The 25922-nt window shown below is 67.9% G+C and carries 31 protein-coding genes, 1 tRNA gene and 1 pseudogene; 24 read left to right on the forward strand and 9 right to left on the reverse strand.

All coding sequences use genetic code 11. The features are described 5' to 3' along the window. The first annotated feature begins 79 nt into the window (after positions 1 to 79). The 11 genes from rbfA (at position 80) to ACZ9CK_RS05895 (ending at position 9986) form a co-directional block, all read left to right on the forward strand. On the forward strand, positions 80 to 589 hold the full coding sequence (gene rbfA / locus ACZ9CK_RS05845) for a 30S ribosome-binding factor RbfA (RefSeq protein WP_476049486.1): 510 nt from the start codon (positions 80 to 82) through the stop codon (positions 587 to 589). An 88-nt stretch (positions 590 to 677) separates the two neighbouring features. Next, positions 678 to 1154: a nucleoside deaminase gene (locus tag ACZ9CK_RS05850; protein WP_426302840.1), complete on the forward strand. Its 477-nt coding sequence runs from the start codon at positions 678 to 680 to the stop codon at positions 1152 to 1154. A gap of 14 nt (positions 1155 to 1168) precedes the next feature. Beyond that, complete coding sequence (truB, locus tag ACZ9CK_RS05855) at positions 1169 to 2134, forward strand: tRNA pseudouridine(55) synthase TruB (RefSeq protein WP_476049487.1); 966 nt, start codon at positions 1169 to 1171, stop codon at positions 2132 to 2134. A gap of 2 nt (positions 2135 to 2136) precedes the next feature. Further along, positions 2137 to 2490, forward strand: coding sequence for a hypothetical protein (locus ACZ9CK_RS05860; RefSeq protein WP_115788065.1), 354 nt, complete (start codon positions 2137 to 2139; stop codon positions 2488 to 2490). Position 2491: 1 nt separating this feature from the next. Next, entirely contained in the window at positions 2492 to 2974 is a 483-nt protein-coding gene (locus tag ACZ9CK_RS05865; protein ID WP_426302843.1) for a hypothetical protein, read from the forward strand. Between the two features lie 97 nt (positions 2975 to 3071). Continuing rightward, positions 3072 to 4097, forward strand: coding sequence for a bifunctional riboflavin kinase/FAD synthetase (locus tag ACZ9CK_RS05870; RefSeq protein ID WP_476049488.1), 1026 nt, complete (start codon positions 3072 to 3074; stop codon positions 4095 to 4097). Then, a complete protein-coding gene (gene kynA, locus ACZ9CK_RS05875; RefSeq protein WP_426302845.1) occupies positions 4094 to 4948 on the forward strand; it encodes a tryptophan 2,3-dioxygenase in 855 nt (284 codons plus the stop codon). The genes ACZ9CK_RS05870 and kynA overlap by 4 nt, the downstream gene beginning before the upstream one ends. A gap of 178 nt (positions 4949 to 5126) precedes the next feature. After that, positions 5127 to 5396: a 30S ribosomal protein S15 gene (gene rpsO / locus ACZ9CK_RS05880; protein ID WP_070350904.1), complete on the forward strand. Its 270-nt coding sequence runs from the start codon at positions 5127 to 5129 to the stop codon at positions 5394 to 5396. A gap of 243 nt (positions 5397 to 5639) precedes the next feature. Continuing rightward, positions 5640 to 7883: a polyribonucleotide nucleotidyltransferase gene (locus tag ACZ9CK_RS05885; RefSeq protein WP_476049489.1), complete on the forward strand. Its 2244-nt coding sequence runs from the start codon at positions 5640 to 5642 to the stop codon at positions 7881 to 7883. Positions 7884 to 8028: 145 nt separating this feature from the next. Further along, positions 8029 to 9372, forward strand: a complete 1344-nt coding sequence (locus ACZ9CK_RS05890; RefSeq protein ID WP_426302847.1) for a M16 family metallopeptidase — start codon at positions 8029 to 8031, stop codon at positions 9370 to 9372. 152 nt (positions 9373 to 9524) lie between these two features. Continuing rightward, entirely contained in the window at positions 9525 to 9986 is a 462-nt protein-coding gene (locus ACZ9CK_RS05895) for a DUF1579 family protein (RefSeq protein ID WP_476049490.1), read from the forward strand. 6 nt (positions 9987 to 9992) lie between these two features. On the opposite strand, the gene ACZ9CK_RS05900 is transcribed toward ACZ9CK_RS05895, so the two are convergent. After that, a complete protein-coding gene (locus ACZ9CK_RS05900) occupies positions 9993 to 10259 on the reverse strand; it encodes a MoaD/ThiS family protein (RefSeq protein WP_426302849.1) in 267 nt (88 codons plus the stop codon). Between the two features lie 6 nt (positions 10260 to 10265). Continuing rightward, complete coding sequence (gene moaA / locus ACZ9CK_RS05905; RefSeq protein ID WP_476049491.1) at positions 10266 to 11393, reverse strand: GTP 3',8-cyclase MoaA; 1128 nt, start codon at positions 11391 to 11393, stop codon at positions 10266 to 10268. A 252-nt stretch (positions 11394 to 11645) separates the two neighbouring features. Here moaA and ACZ9CK_RS05910 point away from each other — a divergent pair, with 252 nt between their 5' ends. The 9 genes from ACZ9CK_RS05910 (at position 11646) to ACZ9CK_RS05950 (ending at position 19334) form a co-directional block, all read left to right on the forward strand. Further along, positions 11646 to 12392 carry a response regulator transcription factor gene (locus ACZ9CK_RS05910; RefSeq protein ID WP_476050866.1) on the forward strand — a complete coding sequence of 249 codons (747 nt, stop codon included), beginning with the start codon at positions 11646 to 11648 and terminating at the stop codon, positions 12390 to 12392. Next, positions 12379 to 13644: a sensor histidine kinase gene (locus ACZ9CK_RS05915; protein WP_476049492.1), complete on the forward strand. Its 1266-nt coding sequence runs from the start codon at positions 12379 to 12381 to the stop codon at positions 13642 to 13644. Before ACZ9CK_RS05910 ends, ACZ9CK_RS05915 begins: the two co-directional genes overlap by 14 nt. Continuing rightward, on the forward strand, positions 13641 to 15209 hold the full coding sequence (locus ACZ9CK_RS05920; protein ID WP_476049493.1) for a molybdopterin-dependent oxidoreductase: 1569 nt from the start codon (positions 13641 to 13643) through the stop codon (positions 15207 to 15209). Before ACZ9CK_RS05915 ends, ACZ9CK_RS05920 begins: the two co-directional genes overlap by 4 nt. A 68-nt stretch (positions 15210 to 15277) precedes the next feature. Next, the gene (locus ACZ9CK_RS05925; RefSeq protein ID WP_476049494.1) at positions 15278 to 16534 is read left to right on the forward strand and encodes a molybdopterin molybdotransferase MoeA; all 1257 of its coding nucleotides are present in this window, start codon (positions 15278 to 15280) and stop codon (positions 16532 to 16534) included. Beyond that, entirely contained in the window at positions 16522 to 17085 is a 564-nt protein-coding gene (gene moaC / locus ACZ9CK_RS05930; protein ID WP_426302854.1) for a cyclic pyranopterin monophosphate synthase MoaC, read from the forward strand. The genes ACZ9CK_RS05925 and moaC overlap by 13 nt, the downstream gene beginning before the upstream one ends. Continuing rightward, positions 17082 to 17585, forward strand: a complete 504-nt coding sequence (locus ACZ9CK_RS05935; RefSeq protein ID WP_426302855.1) for a MogA/MoaB family molybdenum cofactor biosynthesis protein — start codon at positions 17082 to 17084, stop codon at positions 17583 to 17585. The genes moaC and ACZ9CK_RS05935 overlap by 4 nt, the downstream gene beginning before the upstream one ends. Next, on the forward strand, positions 17575 to 18030 hold the full coding sequence (locus tag ACZ9CK_RS05940) for a molybdenum cofactor biosynthesis protein MoaE (RefSeq protein ID WP_426302856.1): 456 nt from the start codon (positions 17575 to 17577) through the stop codon (positions 18028 to 18030). The genes ACZ9CK_RS05935 and ACZ9CK_RS05940 overlap by 11 nt, the downstream gene beginning before the upstream one ends. A gap of 56 nt (positions 18031 to 18086) precedes the next feature. Further along, the gene (gene dapB / locus ACZ9CK_RS05945) at positions 18087 to 18845 is read left to right on the forward strand and encodes a 4-hydroxy-tetrahydrodipicolinate reductase (RefSeq protein ID WP_426302857.1); all 759 of its coding nucleotides are present in this window, start codon (positions 18087 to 18089) and stop codon (positions 18843 to 18845) included. Positions 18846 to 18848: 3 nt separating this feature from the next. Continuing rightward, positions 18849 to 19334, forward strand: coding sequence for a hypothetical protein (locus ACZ9CK_RS05950; protein ID WP_476049495.1), 486 nt, complete (start codon positions 18849 to 18851; stop codon positions 19332 to 19334). Between the two features lie 34 nt (positions 19335 to 19368). Here the strand turns inward: ACZ9CK_RS05950 and ACZ9CK_RS05955 are convergent, their stop codons facing one another. Further along, positions 19369 to 20613 (reverse strand): heparan-alpha-glucosaminide N-acetyltransferase domain-containing protein, encoded by a 1245-nt coding sequence (locus ACZ9CK_RS05955; RefSeq protein ID WP_476049496.1) that lies wholly within the window; start codon positions 20611 to 20613, stop codon positions 19369 to 19371. Between the two features lie 553 nt (positions 20614 to 21166). Between ACZ9CK_RS05955 and ACZ9CK_RS05960 the strand changes: the two genes are divergently transcribed. Then, positions 21167 to 21469: a hypothetical protein gene (locus ACZ9CK_RS05960; protein WP_426302860.1), complete on the forward strand. Its 303-nt coding sequence runs from the start codon at positions 21167 to 21169 to the stop codon at positions 21467 to 21469. A gap of 177 nt (positions 21470 to 21646) precedes the next feature. Here ACZ9CK_RS05960 and ACZ9CK_RS05965 read toward each other — a convergent pair. The 6 genes from ACZ9CK_RS05965 to ACZ9CK_RS05990 all read right to left on the reverse strand — a co-directional run bounded on the left by ACZ9CK_RS05965 (position 21647) and on the right by ACZ9CK_RS05990 (position 23930). Further along, positions 21647 to 21722, reverse strand: a tRNA-Lys gene (locus tag ACZ9CK_RS05965). Continuing rightward, complete coding sequence (locus ACZ9CK_RS05970; protein ID WP_476050867.1) at positions 21713 to 22060, reverse strand: hypothetical protein; 348 nt, start codon at positions 22058 to 22060, stop codon at positions 21713 to 21715. Before ACZ9CK_RS05970 ends, ACZ9CK_RS05965 begins: the two co-directional genes overlap by 10 nt. Continuing rightward, positions 22024 to 22425, reverse strand: coding sequence for a hypothetical protein (locus ACZ9CK_RS05975; protein ID WP_476049497.1), 402 nt, complete (start codon positions 22423 to 22425; stop codon positions 22024 to 22026). The genes ACZ9CK_RS05970 and ACZ9CK_RS05975 overlap by 37 nt, the downstream gene beginning before the upstream one ends. Positions 22426 to 22506: 81 nt before the next feature. Then, complete coding sequence (locus tag ACZ9CK_RS05980; RefSeq protein WP_426302861.1) at positions 22507 to 22881, reverse strand: hypothetical protein; 375 nt, start codon at positions 22879 to 22881, stop codon at positions 22507 to 22509. A gap of 60 nt (positions 22882 to 22941) precedes the next feature. Further along, on the reverse strand, positions 22942 to 23361 hold the full coding sequence (locus tag ACZ9CK_RS05985; protein WP_476049498.1) for a J domain-containing protein: 420 nt from the start codon (positions 23359 to 23361) through the stop codon (positions 22942 to 22944). Positions 23362 to 23504: 143 nt separating this feature from the next. Then, positions 23505 to 23930: an Hsp20/alpha crystallin family protein gene (locus tag ACZ9CK_RS05990; RefSeq protein WP_476049499.1), complete on the reverse strand. Its 426-nt coding sequence runs from the start codon at positions 23928 to 23930 to the stop codon at positions 23505 to 23507. Between the two features lie 175 nt (positions 23931 to 24105). Here ACZ9CK_RS05990 and ACZ9CK_RS05995 point away from each other — a divergent pair, with 175 nt between their 5' ends. The 3 genes and pseudogenes from ACZ9CK_RS05995 (at position 24106) to dapA (ending at position 25910) form a co-directional block, all read left to right on the forward strand. Continuing rightward, positions 24106 to 24396: a MerR family transcriptional regulator gene (locus ACZ9CK_RS05995; RefSeq protein WP_476049500.1), complete on the forward strand. Its 291-nt coding sequence runs from the start codon at positions 24106 to 24108 to the stop codon at positions 24394 to 24396. 208 nt (positions 24397 to 24604) lie between these two features. Next, positions 24605 to 24922, forward strand: coding sequence for a hypothetical protein (locus ACZ9CK_RS06000; RefSeq protein ID WP_476049501.1), 318 nt, complete (start codon positions 24605 to 24607; stop codon positions 24920 to 24922). A gap of 75 nt (positions 24923 to 24997) precedes the next feature. Further along, a pseudogene (dapA, locus tag ACZ9CK_RS06005) lies at positions 24998 to 25910 on the forward strand (4-hydroxy-tetrahydrodipicolinate synthase). Positions 25911 to 25922: the final 12 nt, after the last annotated feature.

Raw genomic sequence — 25922 nt, forward strand, 5'->3', positions numbered from 1 at the left:
CTGAGGCGGGTGGCACCTTACAGAACCCGGGTACGTCAGCCGCTGTCGCCGTCGTACCCCAGATTTTTTAGGAGTGGAAATGGCTGATCCCGCACGGGCTGCCAAGTTGGCGCAGCGGATTAAGGTTGTTGTTGCCGAGGCGTTGGGCCGGCGGGTCAAGGATCCGCGGGTGGGCGCCATCACGATTACGGATGCCCGGGTCACCAACGATCTCCAGCATGCCACCGTGTATTACACCGTCTTCGGCGACGAAGTCGCCCACGCCGACGCCGCCAGGGCACTGGAAAAGGCCAAGGGCGTCCTCCGGCAGGAGGTGGGCCGGAACATCACCGTGCGCCTGACCCCCACCCTCGAGTTCGTCCCGGACATGGTGCCCGTCAACGCCTCCAACCTGGAGGAACTGCTGCGCACCGCCAAGCAGCGCGATGCCGAGGTGGCCGCCCTCAGGGCCGGTGCCAAGCACGCCGGCGACGCCGACCCCTATAAGAGCGACGCGCCCCGCGATGAAGACATCGACGAGGACGACTTCGACGAAGAGGACATCGACCTCCGGGACGATGAGGACATCGACGAGGATAGCGGCCGCTAGCGGCCCTCCAATGTCACGGAAAGCCGGACCCGCTGGCGGGTCCGGCTTTCCTGCATCCAAAAGGGCCGGCGCTGGCTAAGATCGGAGCATGACTGCGGATCCTGACCCCGGACGCTATCTGGAGCACGCCATCCGGCTCGCCGTGCAGAACGTCGACGACGGCGGCGGGCCGTTCGGCGCCGTCGTGGTCACGGCCGACGGAACCGTCCACGAAGGCAGCAACCGGGTCACCCGCGACAACGACCCCACCGCCCACGCCGAGGTGGTGGCCATCCGCCGCGCAGCCGCGGCCAGCGGCACCTTCGACCTCAGCGGCGCCGTCCTCTACGCCAGCTGCGAACCCTGCCCCTTGTGCCTGTCCGCAGCCCTGTGGGGCAGGATAGATCGCGTCTACTTCGCTGCCGACCGGCACGGTGCCGCCCGCGCCGGCTTCGACGACGCCGTGTTCTACGAGTACTTCGACGGCGGCCGCCCGGAACTGCTGCCCGTCCAGCACACAGAGGTCGACGGCGCCGAGGCGCCTTTCGACGCATGGCGGCACAACGAGCAGCGCACCGAGTACTAGATATACTGGGAGGCGTGCTTTCTGGACTGGTGATTGTCGACAAACCGCAGGGATGGACCAGCCACGACGTGGTTGGACGGATGCGGAGGCTGGCCGGTACCCGGAAAGTCGGCCATGCCGGGACCCTGGATCCCATGGCCACCGGCGTCCTCGTCCTCGGCATCAACAAGGCCACCCGGCTGCTGAGCTTCATCGTCGGAACCACCAAGAGCTATTCCGCCACCATACGCCTGGGTGAAGCCACCATCACCGACGACGCCGAAGGCGAAGTCACCGCCGCCCACAGCGCCGAGGCTGTGGACGAGGCGGGCATCAATGGGGGAATCGAGGCCCTGCGCGGCGCCATCCAGCAGGTCCCCAGCAGTGTCAGCGCCATCAAGGTCAACGGCGAACGCTCCTACGCCCGCGTCCGTTCCGGCGAGGAAGTGAAGCTCGCCGCCCGGCCGGTCACCATCCACCGCTTCGACGTGCTGGACATCCGCAGGGTCGACGGCGGCCGCGTCGTCGACGTCGACGTCGAGGTCGACTGTTCCTCCGGGACGTACATCCGGGCCCTGGCCCGCGACCTCGGCGAGGCGCTCGGCGTCGGCGGCCACCTGACCGCACTGCGCCGCACCAAGGTGGGCCCCTACACCCTGGAGCAGGCCCGCACCCTGGAGGAACTGGCTGAGGAACTGGATGTCCTGGAGATGTCCGAGGCCGCCCGCGCCCTTATGCCCAGCCGCGAGTTGAGCGAAGCCGAAAGCATCGAGATCTCCTACGGCCGCCGCATCGCCGCCGGAGCTGCCGCGGGAACCCCGGACGCGGCCACCGCCGACAACCCGGTAGCCGCCTTCGCCCCGTCCGGCGAGCTGGTAGCGCTGCTGGCCGACGCCGGCAGCCACGCCAAACCCGTCCTGGTCTTCGCGCCGGGCAACGAGAAACCGGGCAACGAGAAGCCGGGCAATGAAAAACCGGGAAACGAAAAGGCGGCTGGCTGAGCGTGGACGGCTACTTTTACGCGGTGCTGGCCGTCGGCCTCATCTCCACCGTTACCTGCCTCGTGGCGGGCCTGATGAAGAAGGCCCCGAACGACATCACCATCCTCTCGGTGGCCGCCGTCGAACTCGTCCTGCTGGTCTACCTGGTGGGCTCCATCATCCGGGTGATCGCGGGGGAGCGGATAGCGGGGGAGGCCTGGGAGTTCTGGGGCTACCTCGCCACCGCCCTCATGCTCCCGCTGGGCGCCGTGTACTGGTCCATCCTGGAACGGACCCGCTGGAGCAACTTCGTCCTGGCCGCCGTCGGCGTCACCGCGCTGGTAATGGCCGCCCGCATGAACCAGATCTGGTACTGACATGAAAGAAGCACCGAAGGTGTCCACAGAGACCACGTCCAAGAAGAAGCGGGCAGCGACAAGCCGGGATACCCGCAACACCGGTCCCGGGCGGCTGCTGATCGCCGTCTATGCGGTGTTCGCGATCTCCGCGACGGCCCGCGCCGGCTACCAGATCGCCACCAAATTCGCCGAAGCGCCGCTGGCGCACATCCTCTCGGCCTTCGCCGCCATCGTGTACCTGGTGGCCACCGTGTCCCTCGCCAAGCCCGGCCGCACCTGGTTCAAGGTGTCCCTGGCCGCGGTGCTGGTGGAACTCGTGGGCGTGATCGTGGTCGGCGCGTTCAGCCTGTTCGACCCCGTGGCCTTCCCGCACGACACCGTCTGGTCCCTCTTCGGTCGCGGCTATGGCTTCGTGCCCCTGGTCCTGCCGATCCTTGGGCTGCTGTGGCTGAACAAGCGCCGGCCCGGCAAGGCGGACGTACCTTCGGCGAACGCGCAGTAACTGAACGGGTACCCTTAGAGAGTTCCGGCGCCGGACCAGGCCGCCGGTGGTAGTGAACAGCCAGTGATTGGCTGAACAGCAGCAAAAGGCGAGGTTGATGGTCCACATCTGGAACGATCCCAGCGAAGTCCCCGAAGACTTCGGCCCCAGTGTCGTTACCATCGGAAATTTTGACGGCGTCCACCGCGGGCACCAGGAGGTCCTCGCGCACCTCCTGAGCACTGCCGCCCAGCGCGGCAGCCGCTCCGTCGTCGTCACCTTCGACCCCCACCCGGCCCAGGTCCACCGCCCGGAATCGGCGCCGGAACTGCTGATGGGTTTGCAGGACAAGCTGGACGCCTTGGCGCAGACCGGCGTCGAGGCCGTCCTGGTAATGAAGTACAACCTGGACCTGGCCGGGATGAGCCCCGAGGAATTCGCCCGGGGCGTGCTGGTGGACGGCCTGCACGCCGCCCACGTTGTGGTGGGACACGACCTCCGCTTCGGTGCCGGTAACTCCGGCGACGTGGTCACCATGCAGGAACTGGGCAAGGTGTTGGGCTTCGACGTCACGGTGGTCGACGAGTACGGGGCCGGCGGGGCACCGCTTGAGGGCGAGGACGGCCGCTGGCACGACGGCGACTCCGGCCGCCGGTGTTCCTCCACCTGGGTGCGCGAGGCCCTTGCCGAGGGCGACGTCGCCACCGCCACCGCGGTGCTCGGCCGGCCGCACCGGATGCGCGGCGAAGTGGTGCACGGCGCCGCCCGCGGCCGCGCCCTGGGATTCCCCACCGCCAACCTGGCGCACGACGCCAGCGGCTACGTCCCGGCCGACGGCATCTACGCCGGCTGGCTCGTCGACGCCGCCGGCACCCGCTGGCCGGCCGCCATTTCCGTCGGTTCCAACCCGACCTTCGACGGCGTCAGCCGGCAGGTCGAGGCGCACGTCATCGACCGTCCGGAGGAAGCCGTGGAGGCCTTTGATCTCTACGGCCAGACAGTGATTGTCGAATTCACCGCGCGGCTGCGCGGCATGGTCGCGTACCGTGGGCCGGAAGCCCTTGTGGAGCAGATGCGCCTGGACGTCATCCAGGCCCGGAACATCCTGCTGACCCGCAACACGGAGGATACGGCCGCACAATGAGCGTCGAGAAGAACACCCGCCCGCTTGAGGACGGAATCGTCCGGGACTTCAGCACCCGGATGAGCTACGGCTCGTACCTGCAGCTGCCGGTGCTGCTCAGCGCACAGCAACCGGTCAGCAAGCCCGAGCACCACGACGAACTGTTGTTCATCATCCAGCACCAAACCACCGAACTGTGGCTGAAGCTCGTGCTCCACGAGCTCCGCAGCGCCGCCGCGTGGCTTCGCTCCGACGAGCTCGGCGCAGCGCTCAAGGCCATCGCCCGGGTCAAGCACATCCAGAAGACACTCACCGAGCAGTGGTCCGTCCTGGCCACCCTGACGCCCACCGAGTACTCCGAGTTCCGCGGCTTCCTGGGCAACTCCTCCGGGTTCCAGTCCGCCCAGTACCGTGCCGTGGAGTTCGCACTCGGCAACAAGAACGCCAAGATGATCCCCGTGTTCGAGTCCGATCCGGAGGCAAAGGCCATGCTGGAGGAACTCCTGCACGCGCCAAGCATCTACGACGAATTCCTGTCCTACCTGCACCGGCAGGGCTTTGAGGTGCCCGCCTCAGTCCTGGAACGCGATGTCACGCAGGCGCATGAGTTCGCCCCGGAACTGGTGCCGCTCTTCAAGCACATCTACGAAAACGCCCAGGACAACTGGGGAGCCTACGAAGCCTGCGAAGAACTGGTGGACCTCGAAGACAACTTCCAGCTCTGGCGCTTCCGGCACCTGCGCACGGTCCAGCGGACCATCGGCATGAAGACCGGAACCGGCGGTTCCAGCGGCGTATCCTTCCTGCAGAAGGCCCTCGAACTGACGTTCTTCCCGGAGCTCTTCGCCGTGCGCACCGAAATCGGCCGGTAGCCTGCCCGGTTCCGGCGCCTCCCGCGTTTCGACAACTCCGGCGCCCTGCCGGTAAACTGGTCGATGGTTCGGCTGCAGTCCGTGGCGGCTGGACCTGTTGCGTGCGCGGCTACCGCCACCCAGCAACCCGGCAGTGAAGCGCTGACTCGGGACGCACGGCACAACTCTAGGAGTTCATGTGGCACTCGACGCCGCTGTAAAGCAGTCCATCATCAAGGAATACGCAACCTCCGAAGGCGACACCGGTTCGCCTGAGGTCCAGATTGCTGTCCTGACTCAGCGGATCAAGGATCTGACTGAGCACATGAAGGAGCACAAGCACGACTTCCACACCCAGCGCGGCCTGCTCGCCCTGGTCGGTCGTCGCAAGCGCATGCTGACCTACCTGAAGAACGTTGACATTGCCCGCTACCGTTCGCTCATCGAGCGTCTCGGCCTGCGCCGCTAGTTTGACTTCGGGCGGCCCGATCCCCAGGGAACGGGCCGCCCGCTTCACGCACAACTACATCCAAGGAAATCAACCGCATCGCGCATTCGCGGTCCTCGGTAGTGATCCCCGGGAACGTCCGTCCATTCCGACGGCGGAGCCCGAGGGTCTCGATCGATGACCGGGTGTCGTACAGGCTCGGAACAGACCCGGCCTGGGTTGATGCGGCGGACTTCCGCTATCAAGAAACGGAGGTGACTCTCAATGGAGGGTCCCGAAATCCAGTTCTCCGAAGCCATCATCGACAACGGCCGTTTCGGCAAGCGGGTCATCCGCTTCGAAACCGGCCGCCTTGCCAAGCAGGCTGCCGGCGCCGCGATGGTCTACATCGACGACGACACCGCCTTGCTGTCCGCCACCACCGCCGGCAAGTCCCCGCGCGAAGGCTTCGACTTCTTCCCGCTGACGGTTGACGTCGAAGAGCGCATGTACGCTGCGGGCCGCATCCCGGGCTCGTTCTTCCGCCGTGAAGGCCGCCCGTCCACCGAGGCCATCCTGGCCTGCCGCCTGATGGACCGCCCGCTGCGCCCGGCCTTCGTCAAGGGCCTGCGCAACGAGGTCCAGATCGTCGTGACCGTCCTGGCGATCAACCCGGACGAGCTCTACGACGTCGTGGCCATCAACGCCTCCTCGATCTCCACCCAGCTTTCCGGCCTGCCGTTCTCCGGCCCGATCGGCGGCGTCCGCGTCGCCCTCATCGCCGACGAGCAGGGCACCCAGTGGGTTGCCTTCCCGAAGCACTCCCAGCTCGAGAACGCCGTGTTCGACATGGTGGTTGCCGGCCGCATCGCGGGTGACGACGTTGCGATCATGATGGTCGAAGCCGAGGCCACGGACAACTCCTGGAACCTCATCAAGGAACAGGGCGCCACCGCCCCCACCGAAGAGGTTGTCGCTGAAGGCCTCGAGGCCGCCAAGCCGTTCATCAAGGCCCTGTGCGAGGCACAGGCGGACCTGGCTGCCCGCGCCGCCAAGCCCACGGTCGAGTTCCCGATCTTCCTGGACTACCAGGACGACGTCTACGCCGCCGTCAGCGCCGCCGCCGAGGACAAGCTCGCCGCTGTCTTCCAGATCGCCGACAAGCAGGAGCGCGACAACGCTTCCGACGAGCTCAAGGATGAGGTCCTCTCGGCCCTCGCCGGCGAGTTCGAAGGCCGCGAGAAGGAACTCTCCGCAGCGTTCCGTTCGGTCACCAAGCAGGTTGTGCGCCAGCGCATCCTCAAGGACCAGATCCGCATCGACGGCCGTGGCCTGACGGACATCCGCCAGCTCACTGCCGAGGTCGAGGTCCTGCCCCGCGTGCACGGCTCCGCCATCTTCGAGCGCGGCGAAACCCAGATCATGGGCGTCACCACGCTGAACATGCTCAAGATGGAGCAGCAGATCGACTCCCTGTCGCCGGAGAAGACCAAGCGCTACATGCACAACTACAACTTCCCGCCGTACTCCACCGGCGAGACCGGCCGCGTCGGTTCCCCGAAGCGCCGCGAAATCGGCCACGGTGCACTCGCCGAGCGCGCCCTGGTTCCCGTGCTGCCCAGCCGCGAGGAATTCCCCTACGCCATCCGCCAGGTATCCGAGGCACTCGGTTCCAACGGTTCGACGTCGATGGGTTCCGTCTGCGCCTCCACCCTGTCGCTGCTCAACGCCGGTGTGCCGCTGAAGGCTCCGGTTGCCGGCATCGCCATGGGCCTCGTTTCCGACGAGGTTGACGGCCAGACCCGCTACGCCGCCCTGACCGACATCCTGGGTGCCGAAGATGCCTTCGGTGACATGGACTTCAAGGTCGCCGGTACCTCCGAGTTCGTCACGGCCATCCAGCTGGACACCAAGCTCGACGGCATCCCGGCCTCGGTCCTGGCCGCCGCCCTGAAGCAGGCACGTGAGGCCCGCCTGCACATCCTGGACGTCCTGAACGCTGCGATCGACACCCCGGACGAGCTCTCCGAGTTCGCGCCTCGCGTCATCGCCGTCAAGATCCCGGTGGACAAGATCGGCGAGGTCATCGGCCCCAAGGGCAAGATGATCAACCAGATCCAGGAAGACACCGGCGCCGACATCTCCATCGAGGACGACGGCACCGTCTACATCGGCGCCACCAACGGTCCGTCTGCCGAAGCAGCACGTTCCGCGATCAACGCCATCGCCAACCCGCAGGTTCCGGAAATCGGTGAGCGCTACCTGGGCACGGTCGTCAAGACCACCACCTTCGGTGCTTTCGTTTCCCTGACCCCGGGCAAGGACGGCCTGCTGCACATCTCCGAGCTGCGCAAGCTGGCCAACGGCAAGCGCGTGGACAACGTCGAAGACGTCGTCTCCGTCGGCCAGAAGGTCCAGGTGGAAATCACCAAGATCGATGACCGCGGCAAGCTTTCCCTCTCCCCGGTTGTGGCCGAGGAAGAAGGCGCAGCTGCCGAGGAAGCTCCTGCCGAGGAATCCGCGGAGTAGCATCCCAGCACAGGTCGCGGGGCCGGTGGTACCTCCACCGGCCCCGCGCCGCTTTTAACCCGGAAGCAAACCCCGGACCCACGCGGAAGCGGCCGCTGCTACCATGGCAGCCAGATCGCGGCCCGCCGCAAACCGAAAGGCTTTGATGACTGTCGTACCTCTCCCGCTTGAGCAAACCCTGCCCGGAGGCGAACTGATCCACGGTGCCGAGGGCGGCTCCGTCGTCCGGCGCTCGGTGCTCCCCGGCGGGGTGCGGGTACTGACCGAGGCCATGCCCGGGCAGCGTTCGGCCACCATCGGCTTCTGGGTGGGGGTAGGCTCCCGCGACGAGGCCGAAGGGCAACACGGCTCCACCCACTTCCTGGAACACCTGCTGTTCAAGGGCACCAAGCGGCGCACCGCCCTTGAGATCGCTTCCGCATTTGACGAAGTGGGCGGCGAATCCAACGCGGCCACCGCCAAGGAAAGCACCTGCTACTTCGCCCGCGTCCTCGACTCGGACCTCCCGATGGCGATCGACGTCATCGCGGACATGATCACCGGCGCCGTCCTGGACCCGGCCGAGCTGGAGCAGGAACGCGACGTCATCCTCGAGGAAATCGCCATGGACAGCGACGACCCCACCGATGTGGCCCACGAGAAGTTCGTTGCCGCCGTGCTCGGCGTGCACCCACTGGGCCGGCCGATCGGCGGAACGCCCGCCGCCATCAAAGGCGTCTCCCGGGACTCGGTCTGGGAACACTACCGGCGCTACTACCGGCCCGACGAACTCGTCATCACCGCGGCCGGCGGCCTGGACCACGACGTCGTCTGCCGCCTCGTGACCGAGGCGCTGCGGGATGCCGGGTGGGAGCTGCGCGAGGGTGCCGCACCGGTGGAGAGGCGGTCCACCGAGCGGGCGTCGATCACCGGAACCGCCGGGCTGCAGGTGGTCAAGCGCCCGGTGGAGCAGGCCAACATCATCATGGGCTGCCCCTCGCTGGTGGCCACGGACGAGCGCCGCTTCGTGATGAGCGTGCTGAACGCCGTGCTGGGCGGCGGCATGTCCTCGCGGCTGTTCCAGGAAATCCGGGAGAAGCGCGGCCTCGTCTACTCCACCTACTCCTTTGCCTCCTCCTACGCCGACGCCGGCTACTTCGGCATGTACGCCGGCTGCACGCCGTCGAAGGTCAAGCAGGTCCTGGAACTGCTTGGTGCCGAGCTGGACAAGCTCGCCGCCGACGGCATCACCGAGGAGGAGCTGAGCAAGGCCGTGGGCCAGCTGAGCGGCGGGATCGTCCTCGCCTTGGAAGACACCGGCTCGCGGATGTCACGCCTGGGCCGTGCCGAACTGGTGTCCGGCGAGTTCCAGGACATCGACGAGACGCTGCGCCGGATCAAGGCCGTCACCGCCGTCGAGGTCCAGGAACTGGCCCGTGAGCTGGCCGCCTCGCCCCGCACCGTCACCGTGGTGGGTCCTTTCGAAGAGACCGAGACCTTCGGACTCTGAGCCCAGGATCCCCAGCGGGACATGTCCGCTGCCGGCGTTGAAGAGTGGACATATTCCGAAAATGTCCACTCTTCGCATTTCCGGATGGACATGTCCGTGCCGGAACGGTGGACATGTCCGGCGGGCGGGCAGAAGATGGGGCCGGAGGCATCATGCGCGATCAGCGGCACCCGTCCGCAGCTGAATCCCTGGAAGCGTTCCTCGGCCGGTGGCGGGGGAGTGCCGAACTGGCCGCGTCGCCGTCGGGTCCTGCCCGCACGGTCGAGGCGGAGGTCGTCTTCACGAAGACCGCGGGTGGGCATGCGGTGGTGCAAAGCTACAGGCACCTGGAAGCCGACGGTTCCCATTTCGAAGGCCACGGGGTGTTCACCGTGGACCCGGACCATGGCGACACCCTCTGGTACTACGTGGACAGCATTGGCAAACCGCCGGAAGCCCCCGCCCGTGGCCACTGGCAAGGCGGCACCCTCACCCTCGAACGGCACAGCCAGCGGGGCACCTCACGCCACAGCTTCAGGATCGACGGCGGGGAACTGGTCCACAGCGGCAGCCTCCGCATGGGCAAGGCACCGGAGTTCACGGCTTTCCTCAGCGCCCGCTTCCGGAAAGCCTGAGGCAGCCTATCCGCCGGCGAAGGGCGGCAGGACGTCGACGACGTCGTCCTCGCCAAGCGCCACCGTGCGGTCGCGTACGGCGACTTCGTTGCGCAGGAAGCTGCTCCGGGCGATGATGCGTGCCAGCGGTGGGGTGCCGGTCGGGGGAGTTGCGCGTTCGACGGCGAGCAGCGCCGTAAGCAATTCCTCCAGGCTGCTGCCTGCGGGCAGGTGGTGGTGTTCTTCTTCGACGCCTGCCGCGGAACGTGCGGCAGCGAAGTAGCGTACGAGCAAGGTTGTTCAGCCTCCGATTGCGCTCATGCTGCGGTCGGGCTGGACGAAGTCCGCTGCGCCGAGTCCGGTGTGGTCCATGCCGTGTGCCTTGGGCTTGACCCACATGGCGTCCTGCCAGCGGGCGGCCAGTTCCTTGTCCCCGGCGCCTTGGCGGAGCAGTCCGAGGAGGTCGAATTCCTCGCGCGAGAACAGGCAGCTCATGATCTTGCCTTCCGCGGTGATCCTGGTTCGCTTGCAGTCGGCACAGAACGGCTCAGTCACCGAGGCGATGATCCCCACGGTGCCCAGCACGGGACCGGCGGCTTCGGCGGAACCGGGCTCCCGGCGTCGTACTTCAAAACGTTCGGCCGGCGCACCGTCGCGTTCGCGGGGATCGGGGCCGAGCACGAAGTCGCGGGAGAGGAGTTCGCGGATTTCGGCTGCGGTGATCATGTTCCTCCGCGTCCAGCCGTGGTCGGCGTCCAGCGGCATCTGTTCGATGAAACGCAACTCATAGCCGCGGTCCAGGGCCCAGGCCAGGAGGCCGGGGGCTTCCGCGTCATTGATTCCGCGCATCAGCACGGCGTTGAGCTTGACCGGTCCAAGCCCGGCGTCCCAGGCGGCCTCGACGCCGGCCAGCACCTTGTCCAGGAAGGGCCGGCGGGTCAGCTGGGCGAAGGTTTCCTCGTGCAGCGAATCGAGGGATACGTTGATCCGGCTCAGGCCGGCGGCCTTGAGCGCGGCGGCCTTCTTGTCCAGGCCGACACCGTTGGTTGTCATCGAGATGGGCAGCTCGGGGTGTTCGGCGCGCAGGGCGGCGATGATGTCCACGAGGTCGGCCCGGACCAGCGGCTCCCCGCCGGTGAGCCGGAGTTCGCGCACACCCAGCTGACGCACACCCACGCCCACGATCCGGACGATTTCCTCCGCCGTCATCACAGCCTGCTTGGACAGCCATTCCAGGCCCTCGGCGGGCATGCAGTAGGTGCAGCGCAGGTTGCATTTGTCTGTCAGAGACAGACGCATGTCGGTGGCCCGGCGGCCGTGGACGTCGAACAGGCCCGCCGGGGCACCTTCAGGGCGCGGCGGGGGTACGGCGCCATTGCCGGCGTCCCCGTCCGCGCGCACCAGCGGCATTCCCAGTCCAACACTCATGTTTTCAGGCTACGCCACCCGGAGCGGAAGCTCCCTACCGGGAACCGTCGCATTTCACTCCTTGTCGTCAAAGAATGCCCGGTTCTCACGCCCAGTTCTTACGGAATCCCAACGGATCGCCCTCCGGACCCGCGGAACCGTTACGCGGACGGGGCACAAACCTATGCTGGGAGGGTGAACAAGGCTTCCCCTCCGGGCGCCGCCGATCGAGGCGCCGTCGAGCATCGGCCCACCGATTCAGGCAACCGCCGCATCCTCGTCGTCGAGGACGAGGCCACGCTGGCCGGCGTCGTCCGGGACTACCTGGTGCAGGCCGGCTTCCAGGTGCGGATCGCCGCGGACGGCTTCAGCGCACTGGACCTCGCGGCCTCCTGGCAGCCGGACCTTGTCCTGCTGGACCGCATGCTGCCCGGGCTGGACGGCGTGGAAGTCTGCCGCAGGCTGCGCCGGACCATGAGCGTGCCGGTCATCATGGTCACCGCACTGGGAACGGAGGACGACCGGATCCTCGGCCTGGAAACCGGCGCCGACGACTATGTCACCAAACCCTTCTCGCCCCGCGAACTCGTGCTCCGGGTGAAATCCGTGCTGCGCCGCAGCATCAAGGAGTTCGCGCCCGAACCGCCGGTGGAGACCGCTGGTTTCCTCCTGGACCCGGCCGCCCGGACCGTGCTGCACCACGGCGAGCCGCTCGCCCTGACCCTGCGCGAATTCGATCTCCTGGCCTTCCTGCTCCGCCGGCCGAACCAGGTGTTCAGCCGCGAAGAGCTGATCAAGACCGTGTGGGGCTGGGACTTCGGCGACCTCTCCACTGTTACCGTCCACGTCCGGCGCCTGCGGGAAAAGATCGAAGCCGACCCCACCGCGCCGCAGCTGCTGAAAACCGTGTGGGGCGTTGGTTACCGCCTTGATTTGCCGGAGACCGGGACCCTGCCGGAGACCGGGACCGTGCCGGAGACCGGGACCGTGCCGGAGGAAGACAGCCATGGAGGGCGCTGAGCTGCTGACCATCGTGGCCTGGGTGCTGCTCTGGGCTGTTGCGATCGGCGCCGCGACGATCGTGCTGCTCCGCTACCTTCGGCGCGCCTCCATCCTGGTGCAGGTCTGCCTCGTGGTCCTGGCCACCGTTGCCGTCCTGGTCGCGGGTATGGTGAGTGCCTTCAACGCCATGTTCATCTCCGCCCGCGACCTGGAAGTCATGTGGTACATCCTCGCGCTGGCCTCCGCCGTCGCGCTGGGCATCGCCTTGGTCCTGGGTGCCGGGGTGTCGCGCAACGCCGCACGCCTCGTCACCGCCGCCCGGCAACTCGGCGGGGGCGGGACGGACGGAACGGACGGCGGGCGGCAGCCGGTCCGCGGCCTGCCGGCGATGAATTCGGAACTGGCCCGGCTCGCCCGGGAACTCGAACAGAGCGGGGTCCGGCTGGAGGAATCCCGGCGGCGGGAGGCCGCCGTCGAGAACGCCCGCCGGGAACTCGTCTCCTGGATCTCCCACGATCTCCGCACGCCCCTGGCCAGCATGCGCGCCATGGCCGAAGCCCTTGAAGACGGCATGGCCCAGGACCCCTCCGCCTACCACCGCAAGATCATCAGCCAAAGCGAACAGATGGCCGCCATGGTCAACGACCTCCTGGAACTCTCCCGGATCCAGGCCGGATCCCTCCGGCTACGGGCCGAGGAACTCGATGTGTACGACCTCCTCAGCGACGCCATCGCCGACCTCGCGCCGCTGGCCGCCCGGCGCGGAATCACGCTCGACGGCGGCGGGGTGGCCCAGTGCATGGCCGTCGCCGACGGGCCCAGCCTGGGCCGGGCTGTGCGGAACATCCTGCACAACGCGGTCATCTTCAGCCGGCCGGGCAGCACGGTCCGCGTAGGTGCCGGGATAGTCGCTGCCGCGAACGCCGGCGGTGCCCCAGACGCCGGCGGGGCAGGGGCCGCAGGGCCCGAACTCGTGGTCACCGTCGAGGACAGCTGCGGCGGGATCGCGGAGGACGACCTGGCACACGTCTTCGAGACCGGCTGGCAGAAAGACCCCGCACGCGGCAGGAACGACGACGGCACCGCGCTTGGCGGCTCCCGTTTCAGCGGCGCGGGGGTCGGCCTGAGCATGGTTGCGGGGATCGTCAAAGCCCACGGCGGCAGTGCATCGTTGGCCAACCGGGGGGACGGCTGCCGCTTCGAACTGCGCCTGCCCGCGGCACCGGGCACAGCCCCCGCATCGGCACCACCAGGGAAAGGCACGCCATGAGCCAGCTAGCCCGCCTATCGAAGGGCACCACCGCCGCCCGGACCCGATGGGCCGCCGCGGCCGGAACGGTTGCCGTGGGCGCCGGCGTCGCCCTCGGCGAGCTGCTCGCTGCCCTGCTGAGCCCCGGGCTATCGCCGGTCACCGCCTTGGGCGGTGCGGTGATCGACGCCGTCCCGCCGGGGGTCAAGGACCTCGCCGTGAGCTGGTTCGGCACCGCGGACAAGGCGGTGCTGATCGCCTCCATCGGCCTGGTCACCCTGGCGCTCGCCGCCGTCGCCGGAATCCTGGAGGACCGCAGGCCCGGGGCCGGCGTGGTCCTCGCCGGCGTCGCGGGCGCCGCGGGACTGGCCGCGGTGATGACCCGGGCACAGGCGGTCCAGCTGGCCGCGCTCGCCCCGGTGGCCGCGGCGGCGCTGGCGATGGCGCTGCTGCGGCTTCTCACCCGGCGGGTGGCCGCCTGGAATCCCGCCGGCGGCCGGGCCAAGGAGGCCGCGCCGCTGGCCCGCCGCAGTTTCCTGCAGCTCCTGGGACTCGGGGCCGCCGGTGCAGCCCTCGCCGGAATCGTGACGGCGGTCATCCGCCGCGCAGGAAGCCTCGCCGCATCCGCCCGCAGCGCCCTGTCACTCCCGGCACCCACGACGCCGGCCCAGGCGATCCCGGACGGTGCCGCGCTCGACGTCCCGGGGATCTCGCCCCTCGTGACCCCGAATCCTGACTTCTACCGGATCGACACCGCCCTGATCGTCCCGACGCTGAGCCCGGAGGACTGGACGCTCAAGGTTCGCGGAATGGTTGACCGGGAAATCGAGTTGTCCTTCGCCGAGCTCCTGGCCAAACCGATGACCGCCCGCCACATCACCATCGCCTGCGTCTCCAACGAGGTGGGCGGGGACCTGATCGGCAACGCCTTGTGGCTCGGCTGGCCGGTCCGGGAACTCCTGGCCCTGGCCGGCCCCAAGGACGGTGCGGACATGGTGCTGTCCGTCAGCAGTGACGGCTGGACCGCCGGGACGCCCCTCGAAGCCCTCACCGACGTGCGGGACGCCCTGCTCGCCGTCGGCATGAACGGGGAACCGTTGCCGCTCGAACATGGCTTCCCGGTGCGGATGATCGTGCCGGGCCTCTACGGCTACGTCTCAGCCACCAAGTGGCTCACCGAACTGAAGGTCACCCGTTTCGCCGAGGACCAAGGATATTGGACGCCGCGCGGCTGGAGCGCCTTGGGGCCCATCAAGACCCAGTCCCGCATCGACGTCCCGCGGCAGGGCACCACCGTCAAGGCCGGAACAGTGCAGTTCGGCGGCGTCGCCTGGGCGCAGCACCGCGGAGTCAGCCGGGTGGAGCTACGCGTGGACCGCGGCCCGTGGCAGGAAGCGGACCTGGCACCGGGAATCTCCAAGGACACCTGGGTGCAGTGGCTGCACGGCCTCGAACTGGGCCCCGGACAGCACGAAATCCAGGTCCGGGCCACCGATTCAAGCGGCACAGCGCAGCCCGAGCAGAAAACCCCGGTTGCCCCGGACGGCGCCACCGGCTACCACACCGTGACAGTCACAGCCGGCTGACACTGCGGGCAGCATGCCGTGATCCCGTAGGCTGGCAGCACGACCCGCCCAACCCCGGAGGTAACCCTTTGGCCCGATCCGTCGCCGAGCACGCCGATGCCGTCCGCGGCCTCCTCGCCGGGCTGCCCGCAGCGAAGGGCAGCGAGCACCTTCCGCTGATGGAGGCACTCGGGCGGGCGCTCGCCGTCGACGTCCTGGCGCCCGGTCACCTGCCGCCGTTCGCGAACTCCCAAATGGACGGCTATGCGGTCCGTTCCCTCGATTTTCCGCACGGCGGCGGCAGTTCCGACGGCGGCCCCGGAGTCGGCGGCGGCCCCGGAGCCGGCGGCGTGCGGCTGAAAGTCGTTGCCCCCATCCCGGCCGGTGTGGCACCGCAGGAACTGCTCCCGGGCAGCGCCGCCCCGATCATGACCGGCGCGATGATGCCCGCCGGAGCGGACGCCGTCGTGCCGATCGAGCGTGCGGTGCCGGACCGCTTCCCCGAACCGGGCGCGGACGCCGTCGTCGATCTTCCCGCGACGGCGGCCCGCAGCTTCGTCCGTGCAGCCGGCAGCGATATCGCCGCCGGGACGCTGGCGCTTGCCGCCGGAAGCAGCCTCGGCCCGGGGCAACTGGGCCTGCTCGCCGCGCTCGGTCTCACCGAGGTGGAGGTCTGCAGGCCGCTGCACGTGTTCCTGGTGACCACCGGAGACGAAGTGGTGGAACCCGGCCGGCCGCTGCCGCCGGGCAAGATCCACGACGCCAACGGAACCCTGCTCGAAGCGGCCATGCGCCAGGCCGGCCTGATTGTCACGCGGAGCGCCATTTCCTCCGACGACCCCGCCGTGTTGCTCGGACTGCTGCGCGGCCGGGACGCCGGCACGGACCTCATCGTGACCACCGGCGGCGTCAGCAAGGGCGCCTACGAGGTGGTACGGCAGGCCATGGCGGAGCAGCCGGTGGAGTTCCTGTCCGTGGCGATGCAGCCGGGCGGCCCGCAGGGCATCGGAACCTTCGACGGCGTGCCGTTCCTTGCCTTCCCGGGCAACCCGGTGAGCTGCCTGGTGTCCTTCGAGATGTTCCTGCGCCCGGCCCTCTCCGCCGTGCTCGGCACGCCCGCGCCCCGGGCCGCACCCCGCGCGAGACTGACGGAACGCCTCAGCTCGCCCGCGGGCAAGCACCAGCTGCGCCGGGCCAGCCTGCTGCCGGACGGCCGAGTCCGCCTGGAGGGCGGCCCCGGTTCGCACCTGGTCCATGCCCTGGCCAACGCCAACGCACTGGTGCACGTGCCGGCCGATGTCACGGAACTCGAAGCAGGCGCCGAAGTGGAAGTATGGATGTTGTGAGTGATTCCCAATACACCCCGGATACCGCCGGCGGCCTGACCCACCTGCGCCAGGACGGCCTGACACATTTGCGCCCCGATGGTTCGGCCCAGATGGTGGACGTCTCCGGCAAGGCCGTGACCACCCGCGAAGCCACCGCAACCGCCACCGTCCGCAGCACCCCCGAGGTCCTGGCCCTGCTCGGCGCCGGGGAACTGCCCAAGGGCGATGCCCTTGCCGTGGCCCGGGTCGCCGGGATCATGGCCGCGAAGAAGACCCCCGAACTCATCCCGCTGTGCCATCCGCTGCCGATCTCCAAGGTCACCGTGGACTTCAACCTCGGAAGCGACTCGGTGCAGATCCGGGCGACCGTCAAAACCCGCGGCGTCACTGGCGTCGAAATGGAAGCCCTCACCGCGGCGTCAGTGGCGGCCCTAAGCGTCTACGACATGATCAAGGCCGTGGACAAGCACGCCGTCATCAGCGGCATCCAGGTGCTCGCGAAGAGCGGCGGCAAGAGCGGCGACTGGAGCCTTGACGGCGGGACACCCGGCGCGGAGACCACGCCGTGAGCGGCTGCGAACCGGGCGGGCACGGCCCTCGCAAGGCCGGCGTCGTCATTGCCTCGACCCGCGCCGCCGCGGGCATCTACCGGGACGAGACCGGCCCCGTGATCGAAGACTGGCTGGTCGAACACGGATTCGAGACCTTCCCTGCCATGGTCGTGCCCGACGGCGAAGCGGTAGGCGCCGCGATCCGCGCTCTGCTCAGCCAGGAGCCCGCCGTCATCATCACCAGCGGCGGCACCGGGCTCAGCCCCGACGACCGGACCCCCGACGTCACGCTGCCCCTGCTGGACCGGGAAATTCCGGGCATCATGGAAGGCATGCGCCGGGCCGGTGCCGCGAAGACACCGCTGGCCATGCTGAGCCGCGGCCACGCCGGAACCGCGGGCCGCACCTTCATCGTGAACCTGCCGGGTTCCCCCAAAGGTGTCATGGACGGTCTCGCTGTCCTGGACCCCGTCCTCGCCCACGTATGCGACCAACTGGAAGGAAGCCATGGTCACTGAAAGCAGCTTCGAAGTGGTCCACGCCGTGCTCAGCGCCGAGCCGATCTCCGTGGACCAGGCCATCGCAGCCGTCGAATCGGACACCGCGGGGGCCGTGGTGAGCTTCAGCGGCGTCGTCCGCAATCACGACGGCGGCAAGCCCGTGGACCGGCTCAGCTACAGCGCGCACCCAACGGCGCACCAGGTGCTGGCCGACGTCGTCGCCACCCTGGTTGCCGAGCATTCGGGGGAGGCGGAACAGCCCGTGCGGATCTGGGCTGCGCACCGCATCGGCAAACTGGAGATCGGCGATCCGGCACTGGTGTGTGCGGTGTCCGCCGCGCACCGCGGCCAGGCCTTCGCGATCTGCTCGGAACTGGTGGACCGGATCAAGGAACAGGTCCCCATCTGGAAGGAACAGTTCTTCAGCGACGGCACCGTGGAATGGGTCGGGGCCGGGGAGTAGCCGGCACCCCGTAACCGGTTCAAGGCGGAGCCCCGCCCGACGGTAGGGTTAATGCCATGACCGAACAACTTGCCGTCGCTGTGCTGGGCGCCTCCGGGCGCATGGGAACCGAAGCCGTGAAGGCCGTGGAAGCAGCCCCGGACATGAAGCTCGTGGCCGCGCTGGGCCGCAACGATTCCCTCGACGCCCTGCTCGACGCCGGCGCCAAGTACATCGTGGACCTCACCGTTCCGGCCAGCACCGAAGCGAACGTGCGTTTCGCCGTCGAACACGGCATGCACGCCGTCGTCGGCACCACCGGCTGGGACGCCGGCCGCCTGGCCGCCCTGCGCGCCCTGCTGGCCGGCAATCCGGAGTCCGGCGTCCTGATCGCCCCGAACTTCGCCCTCGGTTCGGTCCTGGCCTCCGCTTTCGCCGCCAAGGCCGCCAAGTATTTCGAGTCCGTTGAAATCATCGAACTCCACCACCCCAACAAGGTGGACGCGCCGTCCGGCACTGCCGTGCGCACCGCCCAGCTGATCGCCGAAGCCCGCGAGGAAGCAGGCGTCCCGGCCAGCCCCGACGCCACCGAAACCTCCCTCGACGGTGCCCGCGGCTGCGACGTCGACGGTGTGCGCGTCCACAGCGTCCGGCTCCGCGGCCTCGTGGCCCACCAGGAAGTCCTGTTCGGCGGCCCGGGGGAGCAGCTGACCATCCGTCACGACTCCTACGACCGGGCCTCGTTCATGCCCGGCGTGCTGCTCGGCCTGCGCAACGTCGCCGGGCACCCGGGCCTCACGGTGGGCCTGGACGGCTACCTGGACCTGGGCCTCTGAGCCATGGATACCCTGTGGGCCGCGGTCAAGAAGAACCGCACCAAGATCTGGGTCGGCGCCATCACCCTGCTGCTGGTGCTGTACCTGGTGGTTTCCTTCCAGCGTTCCCTGCTGCTGCTCGGCGATGCCAACCTCGTGGCCAAGGCGATCGGCGCGGCCTACCTGGTGCTGCCGATGGTCGGTGCCTGGGCGCTGATCCGCGAGCTCATGTTCGGGGCGCGCACGGAGCAGATGGCCAGGATCCTGGAGGCCGAAGGCGGCCTGCCGGAGGACCGGCTGCCCCGGACGCCTTCCGGCCGCATCGTGCGTGCCGCCGCTGACGCCGAATTCGAAAAGTACCGGGTGGAAACCGAAGCCGCGCCGGAGGACTGGCGCTCCTGGTTCCGCCTCGCCTGCGCCTACGACGCCGCCGGGGACCGCAAGCGTGCCCGGGCCTCGATGCGCGACGCCGTCCGGCTGTTCCGCGGCCGGCCCGCCGCGGGCGCCTGATTCACCGGCATCCGGCTTCACGGACACCGGGGCTTCAGCCGCTGGCACCCGGCCGGTAGCGGCCCAGCACGGCGGCCCGGTGCGCCAGCCACTCCAGCGGTCCGCGCCGCCGCCACAGGGCAAACAGCACGCCGATCGCCACGGCCACCAATGCGTGCAGCAGGTATATGGCCTCCGGCGCCAGCCCGGCCGGTAGCTCCTCTCCGTGGAACCAGGACACCGCCCACACGTGCAGCGCGTATAGGGTCAGCGTCATCGCGCCGGGTCCGCTGAGCGGCAGCAACCAGCGTGCGGTTTCCGGGGCGCCCGGCCGGCGGAGCCCGCCCAGCAGCAGGAAGAAGGCGACGACGGCGGCCGCAACGCCCGCGGTATGCAGCAGGTCCAGCGTGGTTCCCGAATGGGGTGCCGCAGTGGCGAGCCACCACCAGCTTCCGCTCTGCTCGACACCCGTCAGGCTGACCTGGAGCCGGCTCTCCAAGGGGAACGCGGGGTTGCCCACACTGTCCTCCAGGGTCTGCAGCCCGCCCCAATCCAGGATCGCAGTGTTGCCCAGCAGCTTCGCGGTGGCGGCCACGGCGGCGCCGATGCACAGCACCATGACCCGGACCGCCTTCCGCGCCAGCTCCAGCCGCCCGAGCAACAGGCCGATCAGCAGGTAGGAGAGCCATTGGAGCACGGGGTAATAGCCGGTGACCAGGATGTCCGCAAGGAGCGTGCCCGGCGTTCCCAGATCCTCCATGGCCGGATTGTGGCCCAGTCGCAGCGGCGGATCGGCGGACAGGAACCAAGGCCTCAACGCGAAAGCGAGGGCCGGCGAAAGCAGCACCCATCCGCCGGCCCAGGCCGCAAGGGCTTTGGCGCCGAAGCCGAGGAAGGGCAGCACGCAGAGGAACAACACGGCGTAGTGCACCAGGATGACGGCAATGTTCACCTCAAGCCCGCCCAGGAAGAGCCCGACCACGGCGATCGGCACCGCCCGCAGGGCCACTCCGCGCCGCGCCGCCCGCAGTCCGGCCCCCTGTAGCGGCTGCGGCCGCCCCGTGCTGAGGGCGAGCCCGACGCCGGCCAGCACGGCGAAGAGGGCGGCCGAACGACCGGAAAACACCAGGCCCACCCAGGTGGGGGTCTGTGCGGGGTCAGGTCCGAAGATGGCCATCAAATGGGTTGCCATCATGCCGAGGAGGGCTGCGCCCCGTGCAGCGTCCACGCCGGCCAGCCGGGTGGTGGCCGGCCGCGCCGCCTGAACCCGGCGCCGGGCAGGACCAGCACGTGCCTCCATGGGCTGATGGTCCCACAGGGCCGCGGTTTGCGGCAGCTTCTATCGGTGACGTGCGAAGTTCGCTCTTGCGCTGTTCACTTTCCGCCAGGAGTGGGGCCATTTGGCAGGCCACCAAACGCAGAGCCAACGGGCTCCGCCGAGGGAAGCGGATCTGTTGAGCTGGCGACTCCGGGCGTGACGGCGGGACCGTTGTCAACGCGACCGGGTGCTGCTATGACCGTTGTATCGGCGGTCCCGAGCAGGCGCTTGATGGGAGTCAGGATGGATGGCGGCCGCTCCAAGGGAGCGCGCTGGATTCCGGTTGGTTCAGGCGTGCCCCTCCGCCGATTCCACAAGCGTTGTCTGGAAGCAGCAGCGCACGGATTTTGTTACAAAAGTACCGGAGCGGCGCGGGTACCGGACGGCGGCCGGGAACCGTCGCGGTGCCGCCGGCGGTACAACGCGGGAAGCCGCCGTCGCATCGGCCATCTGGCCTTTCCGTCCTGCTCCGGTGGCGCAACCCCGGATGCTGCGCTGGCCACTTCATTCCCGTACCAGTCACAGGAGGTTGACGATGAATATCAAGCCGGAGGAAATCGGCCCCGAAGTACCCGAAGCCGACGCTCTCGAGCAGCGCACACCAGTCCTGCCCGAAAGCACCGGGGAGCCGACAGCGATGAACGCGTTGCCCGGGGACGTCCCGCAAGCGGACGCCATTGAGCAGCGCACGGACGTGCGGCCCGGCAACGCCGGCTACGAGCGGATCGCTGCCACCGAAGCGGAGGCCGCCGAAGCAGACCTCATTGACCAGACCATAGCGCCGGCCACCGGCAGCGAGGACGAGTACCCGGACGTCGTCGAGGACCCCGGCTGGTGAGGTGAGGCGGCCGCTCATCCGTGGGGCCGGGCAGTGCGGGTAGGGGGGCATGTCCAATGCCCCCCGCGGGGCAGTCCGGGTTGCTGTTCCGTCTATCTCGAAGCCCGGCTCGCCGAGGACGCGGGCCTGGATATCGCTGGCGCAGCCCTGGGAAGGCGGTGTTCCTGGCTTTGGCGATGGTGCATCCGGTGGGGTTCGAACCCACGACCCGAGGATTAAAAGTCCCCTGCTCTGACCACTGAGCTACGGATGCCACCGCCCCACCGAGACAGGCCTCCAACCAAGTCCAGGTGATCCCGTCTCCGGACTCAGCGGTGCCACGGGTTGGCTGGTGGGTCTTTCCTGTGAATGGACGTAGTCTCTATCCGGTCCATCGACTGATGTAGCGGGCGAGGAAGCCGCACGCTCCGCCAGCCAGGAGGATGAATCCCAGGAGCCCCATGCCCGGGACTTGGGCGGCCATGCCATCCCTCCGACGACGAGCCCGAGGCCCGTGAGAGCCAGGGCCAAGGGGACGGAACGGCGAAGCCACAAGCCGGGAAGCTTGCCGGTGCTCAGCTCTTGCGCGGGACGCGGATCGTCAGTTGCCAGGTTCGTCTCGGGTTCCTGGAGTCGCTTGCGCTCGTCTCCGAAGCGATGCTCCGCGTGGGCGTTCCGCCCAGCGCCATGGGTTCGCCGCAGTGAGTGTAAACGCCGAGTTGCTCATCTCCTGGATCGGGCAGGAGCCTAGCCAGCACCTTGGGATCCAAGGCACCTGCGCTGACTTGGTGCGCAGAGTAGCCGTCGCATTCAGTGCAGGTGTAGCTGACATCCACCGCGCCGGCCGGCCCGCCGGTAGGGATGGCTGCTGTTTCGATGATCAGGAAATCGTCGCTGTTGCATGTTTCGCACCACGGACGCTCGCCCTCCGGGCGGCTGTCCTTCGCCAGTGTTTGCAGGGCGGTTCCTGACGCCATTGTCATTGCTCCTTCGAAGGTCAACACCCGGGATTCGGCCGGACAGCGTGCCTGCAATGGCTCTCTGTCCAGGGCCGGATTCTAGGGCTGGGTTCCGTAGATGAATTCCTTTGCGTGCGCTACGGCTTTTCTGAATGCGTCGTTGCGCAGCGTGGCTTGCTCGAGGTTCTTGGGATCGGTTTCGAGGTAGTTGGTGTAACCAGGCCGCAGGACCCAGATGTCGCCGGCCGGGGGCAGGTAGAAGACCCCGAACGAGCGGTGCTGCGGGTCGTGGGTCCACACGGGGACAACGGCCACCGCAGCCCCGGTGTCTATATTGATCCATTGGGCGCGCGGCATGGGTTGTTCGTGGGTCTCGGGATCCAGGAACGGCGCCGTTCCTTTTCCCCACCGCTTCTCAAAACGCTCATAGAACGCGGGCATCAAGTGGCTGTCGTAGGGACGCCAGGCAGTCATTTCGGTTCCTCGGTGAATACGGTTCCTTGGTGATTACTTAGTCCGGGGGCCATGTGGCGGTCAGCGCGGAATCCGCCAAGTCAACGTGTAGCCGGGCGGGGGATATGAACCTGCCCACGCCGGCATGGGCCGCCACCGGCTCCCGCAGCACGGCCCCAACCAGCAACCAGGCGGCAGGAAGCCATCCTGGCGGCGTCCGCACGACGGTTCCGCCCGACCCCTCCACGGCTTCACAGGTGCGGCGGCTTGGGGATGGTCCCTGTCGTATGCTGCACGTTTTTCCGGGTTTCTGACGACGGCGTAGGCCGCCATGACCTCGTGCAGCTCCGCTGAGCCCGCGGCCGCACTATGTTCTCCCGCCGGGAGGGGGTCCGGGTGCCGGCTCCGCATCAGCGCCCGGTAAGTACGGCCCACCTCGCGCTGCGTGGCTGCGGGGCTGATGAGCAGGACGTCGTAGGGGTCTGGGTCGTTTTTCTTCATGGCTTTGCCGAATGTTCGGGTTGGGGAAACGGGGATGGTCCCCGGTCCGTTCAGCCGGGGACCATCGTTGCCGGAGCCATCCCGGGGGTTTCTTGCCAGGATGGTGGTTCCGACGCTCCCGGTCCGGAGATTGCGAGCCGCGGTCAGGCGCTGATCTCCTGGCGCTGTTGCCCGCCTGTTTCGATTTCGATGCGGCGCGGCTTTGCCTTCTCCGCCACAGGGATCCGCAGGGTCAGGACGCCGGCGTCGTAGCTTGCTTTGACACCGTCGGTATCTAGCGCATCGCCGAGGATGAGCTGGCGGCTAAAGACGCCGCGGGGACGTTCGGAGGCAATCAGTTCTGTGTCCTCGCCGACGGGGTCCGGGCGTTCAGCCTTCACAGTCAGCACGTTTTGCTCGACGTCGATGTCCACGGAGTCAACGTTGACTCCGGGGAGATCGAAAGCGACCACAAAATCGTCCCCATCACGCCAGGCATCCATCAGCATCGCGGCAGGCCTTGCCGTGGGGCCGAGTACTTGCTGGGCCAGGCGGTCGAATTCACGGAACGGGTCCGTTCGCATCAGCATGGTGTGTCACTCCTTGCAGATTGCTGTCTACTTCCTTGTAAACCTTCCTTGTAAACCCAGCCGATCTATAGTGGCTGGTATATATTTCTTATAGCATCGCACATGGTCTTGGGCAAGCGTGATTTGGGAAACCCGAGGGTGGACGCTGGGACAGTCCGATGATCCGGGCAGGGGCGTGTATGCCATTTCCGTGGCCGCCGAGCTGGTGGGCATGGCGCAGCAGAATCTGCGCCTGTATGAACGCAAAGGCTTGCTGGAGCCGGGCCGGACCCTGGGTGGGACCCGCCAGTACAGCGAGGACGATCTCGTGACATTGCGGCGGATAGGTGAGCTCCTGGAATTGGGGTTGAACCTGGCAGGCATCCGCATGGTCCTGCTGCTGGAAGCAGATATCCGGCGCCTGCAGACGGACCTCGCCTCAGCACGGACCTTCGCACGGATCCGATCACGGCGCCGGCCTGAATGAACCAGCGAATGGCAAGTCCAGAGCCCAGACGGCAAGGCCGCCCATGCGCCAGGCATCAGATGAAACTCCGGCACCTTCCCGCTGGCGGGCTCCATTGACGTTGACACAACCACATCCACGCTGCGATGCAATTCCGCATCTTTGGTGCGCTGTGGTGGATGGGGTTTCCAACCTTGTATTCGAATATATGTTCGAATAATATTGCTGCATGAAAGATCCCATGCCGGACGGACCCATGAAGGCCGATGGCCCCTTGAAGGCAATGAGCCCCGGGGTGGTCGACTTCCTTTTCAGGCAACTGGTCAACGGCGAACCGCCGGAGGATGTGCAGTGGCGGCGCGAGGGGACAGTCCTCGTCGAGCAGCCCCCGGGTGCCGAGCTTGCAAGGCGGCTGTCGGAAACCGACCTGGACGCACTGACGCCCGCGGAACTCTTCGACTACGTCCGTGCCGCCCAGCGCCTTGGCGCCTGGGCCGACAAGCTGCGGGAGGCCGCCGTCGAACGGTATTGTGCCGGGCGGATTTGACCACGGCTGTGATTTTGACGGCGGACACCTGCCCCCATTCCCGTATCGCGCGGCTGACAGGGTAACGTTTTTCGTATGTCTGACTCCCGCGCAAATGTTCCTGCCCTCGGTACCCTGCTGACCGCCATGGTCACCCCCTTCACCAAAGACGGTGAAGTCGATTACAAGCAGGCGGCGGAACTTGCGAGCAAGCTGGTCGACGACGGCTGCGACGGCCTCGTCGTCACCGGAACCACGGGCGAAACCTCCACGCTGACGGACGAGGAAAACCTCGGCATGTTCCGTGCCGTCAAGGACGCCGTCGGGGACCGTGCCGCCATCATCGCCGGCACCGGCACCAACGACACCGCCCACTCGGTGCACCTCTCGCAGGAAGCCGCGAAGCTCGGCGTCGATGGTCTCCTGATCGTCACCCCGTATTACAACAAGCCCAGCCAGGCGGGCCTCCGTGCGCACTTCGAGACCGTGGCGTCCGCAACCGACGTCCCGGTGATGCTCTACGACATCCCCGGACGTTCCTCCGTGCAGATCGCGCCGGACACCATGATCCGGTCTGGCCGAACACCCCAACATCGTGGCCGTGAAGGACGCCAAGGCCGATTTCGCCGCGGCCACCCGCGTCATGGCCCGGACCGATCTGGCGTTCTACTCCGGCGACGACGGACTGACCCTCGAATGGATGGCACTGGGTGCCGTCGGCCTGGTGGGTGTCACCACGCACGTCGCCACCCGCCGCTTCCGTGAACTGGTGGACGCCGTCAACGCCAACGACCTCGGCACCGCGCGCAAGATCAACTTCGAACTGGAACCGGTGATCCGTGCAACGATGACCCGCGTCCAGGGCGCCGTCGCAGCCAAGCAGATTCTTAAATGGCAGGGAGTCCTGCCGAACTCGTATGTCCGTTTGCCCCTCGTGGAGCCGGACGCCGACGAGATCAACACCATCCGCGAGGACTTGGCGGAAGCCGGAATGGACTTCACCGTCTAGGAAGATTCCGCC

It is taken from the genome of Arthrobacter sp. TE26545 (genome assembly GCF_056279005.1).

Coding starts and splice junctions, on each gene's coding strand:
- ACZ9CK_RS05950 (WP_476049495.1), top strand. CDS start 18,849: ATGGATACCCTGTGGGCCGCGGTCAAGAAGAACCGCACCAAGATCTGG.
- rbfA (WP_476049486.1), top strand. CDS start 80: ATGGCTGATCCCGCACGGGCTGCCAAGTTGGCGCAGCGGATTAAGGTT.
- ACZ9CK_RS05960 (WP_426302860.1), top strand. CDS start 21,167: ATGAATATCAAGCCGGAGGAAATCGGCCCCGAAGTACCCGAAGCCGAC.
- ACZ9CK_RS06000 (WP_476049501.1), top strand. CDS start 24,605: ATGAAAGATCCCATGCCGGACGGACCCATGAAGGCCGATGGCCCCTTG.
- dapB (WP_426302857.1), top strand. CDS start 18,087: ATGACCGAACAACTTGCCGTCGCTGTGCTGGGCGCCTCCGGGCGCATG.
- ACZ9CK_RS05915 (WP_476049492.1), top strand. CDS start 12,379: ATGGAGGGCGCTGAGCTGCTGACCATCGTGGCCTGGGTGCTGCTCTGG.
- ACZ9CK_RS05980 (WP_426302861.1), bottom strand. CDS start 22,881: ATGACTGCCTGGCGTCCCTACGACAGCCACTTGATGCCCGCGTTCTAT.
- moaA (WP_476049491.1), bottom strand. CDS start 11,393: ATGAGTGTTGGACTGGGAATGCCGCTGGTGCGCGCGGACGGGGACGCC.
- ACZ9CK_RS05870 (WP_476049488.1), top strand. CDS start 3,072: ATGGTCCACATCTGGAACGATCCCAGCGAAGTCCCCGAAGACTTCGGC.
- ACZ9CK_RS05990 (WP_476049499.1), bottom strand. CDS start 23,930: ATGCTGATGCGAACGGACCCGTTCCGTGAATTCGACCGCCTGGCCCAG.
- kynA (WP_426302845.1), top strand. CDS start 4,094: ATGAGCGTCGAGAAGAACACCCGCCCGCTTGAGGACGGAATCGTCCGG.
- ACZ9CK_RS05850 (WP_426302840.1), top strand. CDS start 678: ATGACTGCGGATCCTGACCCCGGACGCTATCTGGAGCACGCCATCCGG.
- ACZ9CK_RS05975 (WP_476049497.1), bottom strand. CDS start 22,425: ATGGCGTCAGGAACCGCCCTGCAAACACTGGCGAAGGACAGCCGCCCG.
- ACZ9CK_RS05985 (WP_476049498.1), bottom strand. CDS start 23,361: ATGAAGAAAAACGACCCAGACCCCTACGACGTCCTGCTCATCAGCCCC.
- ACZ9CK_RS05940 (WP_426302856.1), top strand. CDS start 17,575: ATGGTCACTGAAAGCAGCTTCGAAGTGGTCCACGCCGTGCTCAGCGCC.
- ACZ9CK_RS05955 (WP_476049496.1), bottom strand. CDS start 20,613: ATGGAGGCACGTGCTGGTCCTGCCCGGCGCCGGGTTCAGGCGGCGCGG.
- ACZ9CK_RS05885 (WP_476049489.1), top strand. CDS start 5,640: ATGGAGGGTCCCGAAATCCAGTTCTCCGAAGCCATCATCGACAACGGC.
- ACZ9CK_RS05920 (WP_476049493.1), top strand. CDS start 13,641: ATGAGCCAGCTAGCCCGCCTATCGAAGGGCACCACCGCCGCCCGGACC.
- moaC (WP_426302854.1), top strand. CDS start 16,522: ATGGATGTTGTGAGTGATTCCCAATACACCCCGGATACCGCCGGCGGC.
- ACZ9CK_RS05895 (WP_476049490.1), top strand. CDS start 9,525: ATGCGCGATCAGCGGCACCCGTCCGCAGCTGAATCCCTGGAAGCGTTC.
- ACZ9CK_RS05865 (WP_426302843.1), top strand. CDS start 2,492: ATGAAAGAAGCACCGAAGGTGTCCACAGAGACCACGTCCAAGAAGAAG.
- ACZ9CK_RS05890 (WP_426302847.1), top strand. CDS start 8,029: ATGACTGTCGTACCTCTCCCGCTTGAGCAAACCCTGCCCGGAGGCGAA.